Annotated in this window: 8 protein-coding genes and 1 pseudogene; 7 read left to right on the top strand and 2 right to left on the bottom strand. The window is 48.8% G+C overall.

The window, feature by feature from the left end; genetic code table 11:
• Positions 1-120: 120 nt before the first annotated feature.
• The 3 genes from QUB56_RS15960 to QUB56_RS15950 all read left to right on the top strand — a co-directional run bounded on the left by QUB56_RS15960 (position 121) and on the right by QUB56_RS15950 (position 3,924).
• Positions 121-477 carry an STAS domain-containing protein gene (locus tag QUB56_RS15960; RefSeq protein ID WP_332956370.1) on the top strand — a complete coding sequence of 119 codons (357 nt, stop codon included), beginning with the start codon at positions 121-123 and terminating at the stop codon, positions 475-477.
• A 284-nt stretch (positions 478-761) separates the two neighbouring features.
• Entirely contained in the window at positions 762-2,645 is a 1,884-nt protein-coding gene (locus tag QUB56_RS15955; protein WP_332956368.1) for a glycoside hydrolase family 2 TIM barrel-domain containing protein, read from the top strand.
• Between the two features lie 88 nt (positions 2,646-2,733).
• The gene (locus QUB56_RS15950; RefSeq protein WP_332956367.1) at positions 2,734-3,924 is read left to right on the top strand and encodes a beta-glucosidase; all 1,191 of its coding nucleotides are present in this window, start codon (positions 2,734-2,736) and stop codon (positions 3,922-3,924) included.
• A gap of 250 nt (positions 3,925-4,174) precedes the next feature.
• Here the strand turns inward: QUB56_RS15950 and QUB56_RS15945 are convergent.
• A pseudogene (locus QUB56_RS15945) lies at positions 4,175-4,426 on the bottom strand (colicin immunity domain-containing protein).
• An 83-nt stretch (positions 4,427-4,509) separates the two neighbouring features.
• Entirely contained in the window at positions 4,510-4,713 is a 204-nt protein-coding gene (locus tag QUB56_RS15940) for a colicin D domain-containing protein (protein WP_332956435.1), read from the bottom strand.
• Between the two features lie 720 nt (positions 4,714-5,433).
• Between QUB56_RS15940 and galT the strand changes: the two genes are divergently transcribed.
• From galT to QUB56_RS15920, 4 genes are all read left to right on the top strand, one after another.
• Positions 5,434-6,519 (top strand): galactose-1-phosphate uridylyltransferase, encoded by a 1,086-nt coding sequence (gene galT, locus QUB56_RS15935; RefSeq protein ID WP_332956365.1) that lies wholly within the window; start codon positions 5,434-5,436, stop codon positions 6,517-6,519.
• 119 nt (positions 6,520-6,638) lie between these two features.
• Positions 6,639-7,754 carry a M24 family metallopeptidase gene (locus QUB56_RS15930; RefSeq protein ID WP_332956364.1) on the top strand — a complete coding sequence of 372 codons (1,116 nt, stop codon included), beginning with the start codon at positions 6,639-6,641 and terminating at the stop codon, positions 7,752-7,754.
• A 142-nt stretch (positions 7,755-7,896) separates the two neighbouring features.
• Positions 7,897-10,152, top strand: a complete 2,256-nt coding sequence (locus tag QUB56_RS15925; RefSeq protein WP_332956363.1) for a family 1 glycosylhydrolase — start codon at positions 7,897-7,899, stop codon at positions 10,150-10,152.
• A gap of 1,165 nt (positions 10,153-11,317) precedes the next feature.
• Complete coding sequence (locus QUB56_RS15920; protein WP_332956361.1) at positions 11,318-12,610, top strand: FAD-dependent monooxygenase; 1,293 nt, start codon at positions 11,318-11,320, stop codon at positions 12,608-12,610.
• Positions 12,611-12,642 lie beyond the last annotated feature (32 nt).

The following is a 12,642-nucleotide window of genomic DNA, read 5'->3' as shown; positions in this document are numbered from 1 at the left end:
AATGTCTGGCGCTCCGTGTACACCCTACAGCAATAGCTAAAAATGTAAGGTATGGACGGATCGCCATACTCGGTTTGGGTTAAAATTTATTTGACAATTCAAACAAGCGTTGAGGAGAAAATGAGAGTGATAGTTAAAATTGTTTTGTCTCCAGAGGTTTTGGAAACTTCTCAATTTCCGCATTTCTATAAAGAAATAGAGCGCCTAATTGCAAGTGGTGGTAAAATTCTTATGCTCGATTTCTCAAAAATTAATTTTTTGAAAAATCCGGAGTTAATGTCTGTAGTGGCGATCGTGAAATTAGTTAGAGACAGCGCTTGTATACTTTTGATATCTGCCATGAGCGAACAAGTTAGAATCCTATTTGAACTAACGGGACTCGAACAAATATTTCAGTGTTTGTCGCCTTTAGATGATAATGGCCTCAAAAGTGAGCTAACTGAACAGTTAGGTGATTTGCAAAAGGTGGCCAGCTAAACTAGAGTTATGAGCTCGGGAGAGTGTCAGACAGAGAGTGGCAAGCGAGGGGGAGAGGCCCAGAGTGTCCGAGTGTCCGAGTCGGGGATCAGAAAAATCTTGCTTCTTCCTGGCCTCTGACTAATGACTAATGGCTTCTGCCTTCAGTACAAGACAGCCTTTAGATGAGGCTGTTTTAATTTACTAAACTTTTACAAATCTTTTACAAATTAATCAGCAAAAAAGTTGTCAAAGTCGGGGTAATTGTCGCTAATCTATATGTATAACTTCGGGTAGATGTGCCGATGAGCTGGTTAGGTAGAGAGCTAGAAAATTGTGATATTGAAGAGTCTTCCACTATAGACAGCAAGGTAACTGTTCAAGGGCGGAAAACTGGTTATCCACGCCCCCAATTGCGCCGCAGCAACTGGATTTGTCTCAACGGTCAGTGGAGGTTTGCTTACGACGACGCGGGACGCTGCGTGCAGCCGATCGATATTTCTGAGTGGACTCACACTATAGAAGTGCCATTTGCACCCGAATCGGCAAAAAGCGGGATCGGCGACACGAATTTTCACGCCAATTGCTGGTACGAACGCGAATTTGACTTACCTCACACAGAAAGCAGAGTGCTGCTGCACTTCGGGGCCGTAGACTACCGCGCCCGCGTCTGGGTGAACGGTCAGTTTGTCATCCAACACGAAGGCGGACACACTCCTTTCTCCGCAGACATTACAGCAGTTTTGAACCACAGCGGGCCGCAGCGGGTGACAGTCTGGGCCCAGGACGACCCGCAAGATTTGGAGAAACCGCGGGGGAAGCAAGATTGGCAAATAGAGCCGCACAGTATTTGGTATCCGCGCACGACGGGTATTTGGCAGACAGTCTGGGTAGAATTGGTGCCTCACACTTATATCGAGCGCATCCGCTGGACTCCGCAGTTTGAACGCTGGGAAATCGGTTTTGAAGCGTTTGTCGCCGGCGATCTCCAGTCGGGAATTCAGATTAAAGTTAAACTGTCGATCGGCTGTATGCTGCTCGTCAACGACACCTACGAAGTCATCAACGGCGAAATCCACCGCCGCATCGCCCTCTCAGACCCGGGTATCGACGACTACCGCAACGAATTGCTGTGGAGTCCGGAAAAACCGACATTAATCAACGCTCAAGTGCAGTTGTGGGCAGGCGGCAAACTGCTGGACGAGGTTAAATCTTATACCGCCATGCGGACGGTCAGCATCCAGCGCGATCGCTTCATGCTCAACGGCCGCCCCTACTACCTGAGGCTGGTGCTCGACCAAGGTTACTGGCCCGACACCATGATGACTGCCCCGAACGACGAAGCTTTGCGCCACGATGTCGAATTAGTCAAAGCAATGGGTTTCAACGGCGTCCGCAAGCACCAAAAAATCGAAGACCCCCGATTTTTGTACTGGGCAGACGTGCTCGGGCTCCTAGTTTGGGAAGAAATGCCCAGCGCCTACCGCTTCACTCCCAAAGCCGTTGACCGGCTGACGCGGGAGTGGATCGAAGTCATCGACCGCGACGCCAGCCACCCCTGTATCGTAGTCTGGGTGCCGTTCAACGAATCCTGGGGAGTTCCGAATTTAGTCGAAGCAGCAGCCCACCGCAACTACGTGCAAGCGCTGTATTTCTTGACAAAAACCCTCGATCCGACTCGCCCCGTCATCGGTAACGACGGCTGGGAAAGCATCGATACCGACATCCTGGCGATTCACGACTACGACAACAACCCGCAAACCCTAGCCAAGCGCTACGGACCGGAAGTCCAGCTATCCGATTTGTTCGATCGCGGGCGTCCGGGAGGGCGCATCCTCACCCTGGACGGTCACCCGCACCAAGGACAGCCGATGATGCTGACAGAATTCGGCGGCATCGCCTGCGCCGGCCACGAAAACCCCGATTTTTACAGAGTTTGGGGCTACGTGCGCGCGTGGGACACGAAGGAACTGCAAAGGCGCTACACCGCGCTGCTGAAGGTGGTAAACCAAGTGGAAATGTTCAGTGGATTTTGTTACACGCAGTTGACCGATACTTACCAAGAAGCTAACGGTTTGCTGTATGCCGATCGCACTCCCAAGTTTCCCCTAGAGGCGATGGCCGCGGCAACTCTCGGCTGGGATCTTCCCGAAGAAAGTGCACAGCCGCAAGCTATTACTCAGTGCTAATTGGGCATGGGGAATGGGGCATCGGTTATTAGTTATTAGTTATTAGTTATTAGTTAATTGCTAACAATTACCAATTTCTAAATTCCTAATGCCCGATGCCCCATGCCCCATTCCCAATGCCCGATGCCCGATGCCCGATGCCCCATTAGCCATTAGATTGATGTTTCAAAGCTTTTTCATGGGAGGTTTTGAATGTTCCACCCACCGATTGCGATCGGGAAAACGCCTTGATGTAACAGCCGCCACCTCTCACGATAAATTTGCAGTCGCCGACTACCAACGTTTGCAACAGCAAGGCATTTACACAGTCCGCGAAGGCCTCCGCTGGCACTTAATCGAACAGTCGCCAGAAAAATACGATTTTTCCAGCGCACGGCCAATAATCCGCGCGGCCCGCGACATCAAAATGCAGGTAATTTGGGATTTGTTTCACTACGGCTGGCCCGACGATATTGATATTTTCAGTCCCGAATTCGTGTCCAGGTTTGCCAAGATGGTGCGCGCTTTTATGGAAGTCCTGGCGGAGGAAACCGACGCAACACCTTTTGTGACACCTGTCAATGAAATTTCATTTATTGCTTGGGCCGGCGGCGATTTCGCCTACATCAATCCCTTTGCCAAAGGCAGGGGAGACGAGCTCAAAATCCAGTTAATCAAAGCAGCGATCGCAGCGATAGAATCAGTTTGGGAAGTTAATCCCCGCAGTCGCATCGTTCAAACCGACCCCGTAATTAACGTTATTGGCGATCCAGACAAACCCGAGGATCGAGAGGAGGCCGAAGCTTATAACTTATCTCAATATCAAGCTTGGGATATGTTGGCCGGACGTTTTCGCCCCGAACTCGGCGGCACGGAAAAATATCTCGATATTATTGGGGTGAATTATTACGATCGCAATCAGTGCATTCACAAAGAAGACCCGATGAAATACACAGATCCCCTGTACCGGCCGTTTCGCGAACAACTGCAAGAAGTGTTCGATCGCTACCGCCGCCCCTTATTCGTAGCAGAAACAGGCGCTGAAGACGATTTTAGACCGGTGTGGTTTAATTATGTGTGCACTGAGGTAGTGGCGGCGATGAAAGCAGGAGTGCCGATAGAGGGAATCTGCTTGTATCCGATTGTCAACCATCCGGGCTGGGACGACGACAGGCACTGTTACAATGGTTTGTGGGATTATTGCAATGAATCAGGCGATCGAGAAATTTACCAGCCTTTAGCAGACGAATTGCAGTATCAAAGGCAGCAGATTGAACCGCTGTTGAAGTCGCCGACTTGATAAGTGCGATCGAATTATGTAGGGTTCGCTGCTGCGCACCTCAATTTGCTTTGAGACTCGGCGGTTGAAACCGCGTCTATACAAACGAAGTCCCTCTCTAAGAGACTAAGAGGTGGAGGGGGTATTTATGCGGGATTTGACGTTGGATATAAAACGGCGACCCGCCTTGACTGACGTTTATTTTACCTACTTAATCCAATGTGGAAGCTGGTCAAAATTCAGCCTTTTGATTTTTTGGAGAGAAGGGCAATCACTCTTCTAACCCTTTTAATGCTTGTTTGACTGATAATCTGAGCTGAGCTTCATCAATATCAAACTCAGGATCGAATAAAGCAGAATCGCTGCAATAAGCATCTACGTCACCAAACAACTTGTCTCAAATTTGGAACTCTATTTCTGAATAAAAAAAATCTTTTTTAAAAAGCTCCATAAATTGGAACTCAAATTCATCGCTGCTGATTTTATTATTAATAAAATTTTTTAGCAATCTAATATATTTCATATCAATTTCATATCAAGCAATTTCATACAATCTAGTATTTTATTTTTAGAAGGGCAGGAAAAAAGTTCCCGCCCTTTTTATTATCAGCCTCCTCCAATATTACCAGTATCTCTAATCGCCTTAAGTTGGTTTTCCTTCAATTTCCAACCACTGATAAAATATCCCTTATCATCAGAAAAGACATTTAAAGCTGTTTGCGGATCAAAATAATGAACTACTGGCATTCTTCTGAAAGTTCCCCACCTCACTTTCGTAGTGCTACTTTGTACATGATTTTCTATAGCGATTTGAAATTTTGTTAAATTCTGTAAACTTCAACTTTCTTGAATACCAAAATCACTAGCGTGCTTAAATTTTTCTTGAAGTTGCTTATCGTGAAAATATATTATGCGTTTTTTTATACTTTGTTTTATGTGTTTTCTAGATTTTTTTCCAGATTGTGTTATACATTTTTTCCCAGATTTTATTATTTTAGATTTTTTGGGAGTAGATTTTTTTCTAAAGTTCATCATTCTACAGACTAACTATTTTTTACGCAAACAAAATACTGATAGTATTCTTGTAAAAAATTTGCTCTGTAGTCTTGTGTAGTCCTGTGGCAGTTTTCAGGCTTGCGGGCCATCGGGATAGTCCCCGGCGTCTGCGGGATTCAGCAGTTTACCCTCTGTCTTCTTTCCAGAGCGTCTTATTAACTTGTATTCTTATCATACTACGGGAAAAATACATTGTCAAGTTAAAGATGGGGTTTCAATCCCTGGAGGAGGAGCGCCCTAAGTTGCCACTCCTAACTAGACTTATCTATATAATAATTTGCGACTTTAGATAGGGGCGAATTCTCAAAGCACGAAGTTATACTCCTAAAATCTCTACTCTTAGACGCAGCCGCAGTCAGAAACCGGGTTTTTTAGGAAAATCTTTCGTTGTAGCCTGCCAATTAAGTAAAAACCCGGTTTCTTTGGTCTTAATGCGTAAGTTCCGCTCTATTAAAAACGCCCGCCCCGACAAAAATGCACTCCCAAATATTGCTAAAACCAGACGGCCGCCCACTCACACTCTACAGCCGCTACCCCATCCCAGAAGGTATCGCGGCCGTAAGTCCCAGCAATGAACCGGTACAGGCAAACCCGCACTTTCGCTGGCATCCTTTGCGGGGGGAATGGGTAGCATACGCCAGCCACCGCCAGGGCAGAACCTTCATGCCGCCGCCGGAATACAACCCCCTGGCTGCTACAATTAACCCTAAGTTTCCGACAGAATTGCCGCCGGGAGATTACGACGTAGCAGTTTTTGACAACCGCTTTCCATCGATGACTTTGCAGGCAAAAAACGCACCGGCAAATATTGTCGAAACTTTGCCCGCTCACGGCATTTGCGAAGTGGTAGTGTTTACTCAAGATCCGCTGGCTTCCCTCGGCGGTTTGGAGCTATCTCACTTAGAATTGCTGTTAGAAGTATGGGCAGATCGCACTTCAGTTATTGGCAGCAATCCCGAAATTCAATACGTCTTGCCCTTTGAAAATCGCGGCGTCGAAGTAGGAGTAACTTTGCACCATCCCCACGGTCAAATTTACGCTTATCCCTTCGTGCCGCCAGTGCCGGCGCGGATGTTAGAATGTCAGTCGGTTTACTATGAAAAAAACAGTAGCGGTTTGCTGCAAGATATGATTCAAAAAGAAATTGCTGACAAACAGCGAATTCTTTATTTAGACTCCGAGGCGATCGCCTTTGTCCCCGCTTGCGCCCGCTACCCTTACGAAGTCTGGATTGCGCCGATCGCACCGACGGCCACATTTATCGATCTTACTGAAAAACAGCGTCAAGGACTCGCTAAAGCCTTAAAAACAGTCACCCTCAAATATGACGGTTTGTGGCACCGCCCGTTTCCCTATTTGATGGCTTGGTTTCAAGGGCCCACAGACGGGAAACCCCATCCCGAAGCGCATTTGCACGCCGAATTTTATCCGCCCTACCGATCGAGCGATCGACTAAAATACCTAGCAGGAACCGAACTCGCAGCCGGAATGTTTGCTAACGACGCTTTACCCGAAGAAAAAGCTAAAGAATTGCAAGCCGTATCCATCCATCTATTTTAGATTTTAGATTTTAGATTTTAGATTGAGGAAACGCTAACTAAAATCATTGATTTTCTTCCTTCTTCCTCAGATGCATTATATCCGTTACATCCGTTACATCCGTTACCGAACTTTCATCTATGATACACTCATTAAATCCAGAAGTTGACAGCAAACTCGAATTCATCCGCCAAGCCTTAAGCGAAACAAGAGCGATCGCCCTTCGCTTGCGAGGCACAGACTGGTTTGCTTGGGCCACAGCCGGCGGTTCCCATACAGTATTGCTGACCGCAGAAACCGGAGTTGCAGAACTTTTAATCACCGCCGAAACAGCTTGGGTTCTCACCGATGAAATCGAAGCCCAGCGCTTGCAAGACGAAGAATTGCCAGCCAACTTTCAAATGCACATCTATCCTTGGGCAGATGTTGCACAGCGCGAAGCTTTTGTCAAAGAAATTACTGGTGACGGTAAGGTGATGAGCGATCGGCCAATTTATCCCCAAGAAACGCCAATAATCGCATCTTTACAGTCTAGCAAACAGACAATGATGCCAAGCGAATTAGAGCGATACCGGCGAGTCGGGCGTTTAGCCAGTGAAGCCATGACAGAGGTACTTTCTGCAGCCAAACCGACATGGACAGAATATCAGCTAGCGGGAGCCGGTGCACAGGCATTGTGGGCGAGAGGTTTGCATCCAGCCCTGACATTAGTTGCTGGAGAAAGGCGTTTGCCGCTGTACCGCCACGCCACCGCAACCACCGAACAAATTGGGCGGCAAGCAATGTTAGTATTTTGTGCCAGGGGATGGGGTTTGTATGCAAATTTAACCCGATTTGTCAGTTTCGACTTTCTTGGGGAAAATCATTCCGAGTTGCACCGACAAGTCAGAGAAATTGAAGCAGCAGGGTTGAATTCGTGCCGGCCGGGAGTATCGCTGAATGCGGTTTATGATACGCTGAAAGCTGCTTACGAAGAGGAGGGATATCCTCAAGCAATTAGGCAACACCATCAAGGCGGAACTACCGGATATTTGGCGCGAGAAGTTGTGGCAAATCCGGCTACTTCAGATAGGTTAGCCGAAAATATGGCAGTGGCTTGGAATCCGAGTTTGTCGGGAGCCAAAATTGAGGATACCTTTGTAATTCACAGCGATGGAACCTTGGAAAATTTGACTTTCGATCCGAATTGGCCGAGTGTAGAAGTAGCGGGAAGGTTGCGGCCGGTGCCAATGGAAAGATGGGGCGATCGGCTTTAACTTATGTGTTGGGGGCGGGCGATCGTACCCACCCCACAAAAACTAATTTATTTATCTATATATATCTATCTAATAGATGTCGTCACCGATCGACAAAACAAATATGTTTAATATGCACCCCCTGTAGTAAAACACTAATCTAATGAACAGAGAGCAGCCGATCGCTACCCCGCCCCTAGAGGTATGGGCTGGAGTAGAATGCACTGTTAACCGCGTGGGCGACGAGTATTTCGACCAGTTGGAGCGCAGCGGTCACGCCACGCGCCTGGAGGACCTCGACCTGTTTGCAGAACTGGGCGTGCGTGCCATCCGCTACCCCGTGCTGTGGGAACGGACTGCACCCGATGGTTTAGAGAGTGCTGACTGGTCCTGGGCGGATGAGCGGCTGGGTCGTTTGCGCGAACTCGGCATTCATCCCATCGTTGGTCTAGTTCACCACGGCAGCGGCCCCCGCCATACCAGTCTCATCGATCCCAGCTTCCCTGAGAAACTAGCCGAATTCGCCCGGGCGGTTGCAGAGCGCTATCCGTGGGTAGACCGCTACACACCTGTCAACGAGCCACTGACCACGGCGCGATTTAGCGGACTCTACGGTCACTGGTATCCTCACGGACTCGATGGACTAACCTTCGCCCGTGCCTTGTTGACAGAGTGCCGTGCCACTGTACTCTCGATGCGGGCAATTCGTGAGGTAAACCCTGCCGCACAACTGGTGCAGACTGAGGACATGGGTAAAACTTACAGCACGCCCCTACTAGCGTATCAGGCAGAATTTGAGAATGAGCGCCGCTGGTTGAGCTTCGATTTGCTGTGCGGTCGCTTGAATCGGTCTAGCCCGATGTGGGGTTACCTACGCTACTTGGGCATTGAGGAAGCCGAACTCGATTGGTTCTTGGAGAATCCCTGCCCGCCAGACGTGTTGGGGCTTAATTATTACGTAACCAGCGAACGCTTTCTGGATGAACGCATAGAAAACTACCCAGAGTCCTGGGTTTGCGGAAACGAGAAACACAAGTACATCGACATAGAGGCAGTGCGCGTCTGTGCTGAGGGTAAAGCCGGTTTGCGTGCGCTCATCCAAGAGACATGGGAACGCTACGGGCTACCCATCGCCGTGACAGAGGCACACCTCGGTTGCACTCGGGAGGAGCAACTGCGCTGGCTTTATGAAATATGGCAGGCAGCGCTTTCTATGTGTCGCGAGGGCGTGGACGTGCGCGGGGTGACTGTTTGGTCTCTCTTGGGTACGTTTGACTGGAATGTTTTGCTGACCCGCGCCGATGGCCACTATGAGTCGGGAGTATTTGATGTGCGCGGTTCCCATCCGCGCCCGACCGCCCTGGCCCGGCTGGTACGGGATTTAGCAGAGGGACGCCAGCCGGACCACCCCGTCCTCGACGTGCCTGGATGGTGGCGCCGACCTGTGAGGCTGCTTTATCCACCTTATAGTTGTGGCGCAGATGGGCAGCAGGATAACTGGGTTATGGGGCCTGAAGACTGGCGGGTGGAAAAGAACATAACTAATTCCCAATTAGCAATTACCAATCCCCAGCCTGTGCGTCCGCTGGCAATTGTGGGAGCAACAGGAACGCTGGGCAAGGCTTTTGCCCGCCTGTGCGATCTCCGGGGCATCCCATACCACATCCTGACACGCCGGGAAATGGACATTACCGACTTCGCGTCTGTCGCTGCGGCTCTTAGTGAGTTGAATCCGTGGGCGGTTGTGAACGCTGCTGGGTACGTTCGCGTGGATGATGCCGAACGCGAACCTGACATCTGTCTGCGGGTGAATGCTGAGGGTCCAGCCATCCTCGCTGCTGCTTGCGTTGATGCGGGAGTGGCGCTGCTTACGTTCTCATCAGACCTTGTATTCGATGGGGCTGGTGCTACCCCTTATCTAGAAAGCCACGCTGTTGCACCCCTCAACGTGTATGGGCGCAGCAAAGCTCTGGCGGAGGCGCGGGTCTTAAACGCTAATCCCTCAGCGCTAGTAATCCGCACGAGTGCATTCTTCGGCCCGTGGGATGAGTATAACTTCGTGACGATCGCACTGCGTCAGTTGGCTGCTGGGCAGAGGTTCGTAACGGCAGAGGATTCGGTTGTTTCGCCTACCTATGTCCCGGATTTGGTCCATGCCAGCCTCGATTTGTTAATTGACGGCGAGTACGGCTTGTGGCATTTAGCTAATAAGGGTGCGATCACGTGGACCGAGTTGGCGCGACTGGCGGCTTCTGTCGCGGGTGTGGATGCGTCTGGTGTCGAAGCTCGTCCTACGCGAGAACTTGGTTTTGCCGCTCTCCGTCCCACTTACAGCGTTCTCGGCAGCGAGCGCGGCTTGCTACTCCCGGACCTTGACCATGCCATGTCCTGCTACTTCGCCGATCGGCAACAAGTTTAGATTTTCGAGTAGGAAGGAGTTAATATGTCTCAGGCTGGATCTACCCTCTTAGTAACAGGGGGAGCGGGATATATTAGACATCTCCAAAAACTCTCAAGCTTTTTCCCCCGTTAGTTTATGGCTGCCTGCTCTTGGAGGGCAGGCAGCCATAAACTAACGGTTCAATAAGGGTTGAAAGATTTATAAATAAAAATTTCCCTAGTTTTATTGACGGCCTGTGACTTTTTTTTGCTGTTTATACTAATCTTAGTTACACATAAGTATTGCCCCTATTCGCGATGTTATTAATCCCCATACTACCAATATTACTGGTTCATAATTTTCCCGTTTTCAGCGAAATCTCTCTGCTGCTACTCTAAAAATATTCAGTAATCTAATTAGACGTTCTACCACTATTCTTTTTCTAGCCTTCTTTTGATTTCCTTGTTTTTGTTTGGGAGTAATGTATTGAATTATAGTTATTTGTCAAGAGTTTCAATGCCTAATTCCTCCAAATATGCTTAATTTCCTTGGTACTTTTGTGTCTCAGTTTATTCTTAACGTCGGGAACACCCAATTTTTATGTCTCCCGTTGCCCCAGTTTCTCCCACTACTACACGATTTCTTTGCCAGGCAGCATCACAATTACTTGGTTTTGTAAAGTCGGTCTTTTGTGGTGAAAGAGCGAGTTAGCTGCTGACTCACTCCAAATTTTACTCCCAGCATTTGAAATCGGGGCCGATGATGCAGATCTAGGCTTGGTCAAGAGAATTTGAGCGGGAATCGCTAGTTTAGGCGGCAGACCACCGCTCCCTTTAATGATGCGAATTTGAGAATTATCTTGAAGTTTTTTATGCTGATTATGCAGATTTGAGCGGATGACTAATTAGTCCTTTGAGTGAGGCCGAGTCTAGACCCCATAGCCTCCTGGTTTCTGAGGGATGTTTTTCTATCTCCGAAGTTGACTCATGTAAGTTAAGGGAAAATTTTATTATAAGATTGAAGCGATGGCTCCGCCCCGGCTTACGCCTACGCACTCCTAGTTGATTTGTTGGAGATGTCTATTAGTCATCATTGGCACCATTTACAGCACATATCGGGTTTGGCAACTGTGGCCGAACCAACAGTTTTTAAGGACGAGGGCTCAAAGCGGTAAGGTTGGCGCTCGAGTCGCGCATGGCTTACTATGGATGATGCTGTTGTTTTGGTCAGCCAACTTAATCTTCCTTCTAGTGATTGGCTGGTTGAGGATTTTCTAGCTCCATCTAGCACCAATGCAGAAAACCCAATTCCTCAAAGTAAATCAGAAGTTTCAACAAAGGTAATCCATCGAATGAACATTGCTATTATCGGAGGTGGCATTGGCGGTTTAGCGACAGCGATCGCCCTGCTCAAACACGGATTTAACGTGCAAGTCTACGAGCGGGCACAAGCTTTGCGGCCCATTGGTGCAGGCCTGAGCTTGACCCCAAACGGATTAAATACCCTCGACGCCATTCACCCGGGGATCGTTGAGTTGTTGAAACAAGCAGGCAGCCAAGTGAAAACGCTTACCCTGAAGCGAAGCACCGGAGAGACGATCGCATTCCAGCAGATCACGACCATGGAGCAATATGGACAACCCCTGTTGAACATTCAGTGGTCGCGTCTGCAAGCCATCCTGGCATCGGTACTGCCGCCAGATATTATCCATCTCAATCATCGATGTATCGGTTTTCATCAGCATGAAAACAGTGTTGAAACTCATTTTGAAAATGGAAAAACAGTCCAGTCAGACTTGCTGATTGGGGCAGATGGTATCAACTCTGTCGTCAGGCAAAAGCTAATCGGTGATGGTTCTCCTCTCTATGCCGGTCGAATGTCTTGGCGTGCCGTAATTCAATATCCCCACGAATTGTTATCTCCTGACTCAGCGACCTTAATCACGGCACCCGATGGCAAAAATATCATCCTAATTGATGTGGGTGACGGTTACACCTTTTGGAGTGCCGGTGCACTATTAACAGACGATTCTGTTTGTCAACGTGCAACTGATGTCAAGGCTCGTATTTTGGAGATATTTGCAGAGTGGACAGAACCTGTAGAGGCCATCCTCAAGGCAACCCCTGCGGAGGACATTGTGGAGCGACCCATCTGTGACCGCATCCCGTTACCACGCTGGAGTTCGGGTAGAGTAACGCTTTTGGCAGATGCCGCTCATCCAGTTGTGCCATCTCTGGGGCAAGGAGCAAACAGCGCATTTGAGGACGCTTACGAACTTGCAGAATGCCTTTCTTCAGCACCTAGCATTGAAGCCGCCCTGGAGGCTTACGAGCACAGTCGCATCCCTCGCCTAGAAGCGATTTATACTCAAAGTGCACATGAGGGGAAAGCCTCCTACAAGCCAGACAGCGAGACAAGATTCCGCGAAATGATGAAGCACTCGCCAATGAATCCAGATCAGTTTCAACAATGGCTCTACAGCTACAAGCCTGCATAAACCGTTGAAGATGTGCTGATTAAAAATGCTGG

Source organism: Microcoleus sp. AR_TQ3_B6, from assembly GCF_036702785.1.
Taxonomy (GTDB): Bacteria; Cyanobacteriota; Cyanobacteriia; order Cyanobacteriales; family Microcoleaceae; genus Microcoleus.
Note: the sequence above shows the minus strand (reverse complement) of the source record. Positions and strands in the feature narration are given on the sequence as shown.

Excerpts from the sequence above, each read along its gene's own strand:
- QUB56_RS15920 (WP_332956361.1), top strand. The coding sequence starts at position 11,318 with ATGGATGATGCTGTTGTTTTGGTCAGCCAACTTAATCTTCCTTCTAGT.
- QUB56_RS15955 (WP_332956368.1), top strand. The coding sequence starts at position 762 with ATGAGCTGGTTAGGTAGAGAGCTAGAAAATTGTGATATTGAAGAGTCT.
- QUB56_RS15950 (WP_332956367.1), top strand. The coding sequence starts at position 2,734 with ATGCCCGATGCCCCATGCCCCATTCCCAATGCCCGATGCCCGATGCCC.
- QUB56_RS15960 (WP_332956370.1), top strand. The coding sequence starts at position 121 with ATGAGAGTGATAGTTAAAATTGTTTTGTCTCCAGAGGTTTTGGAAACT.
- QUB56_RS15930 (WP_332956364.1), top strand. The coding sequence starts at position 6,639 with ATGATACACTCATTAAATCCAGAAGTTGACAGCAAACTCGAATTCATC.
- QUB56_RS15925 (WP_332956363.1), top strand. The coding sequence starts at position 7,897 with ATGAACAGAGAGCAGCCGATCGCTACCCCGCCCCTAGAGGTATGGGCT.
- galT (WP_332956365.1), top strand. The coding sequence starts at position 5,434 with ATGCACTCCCAAATATTGCTAAAACCAGACGGCCGCCCACTCACACTC.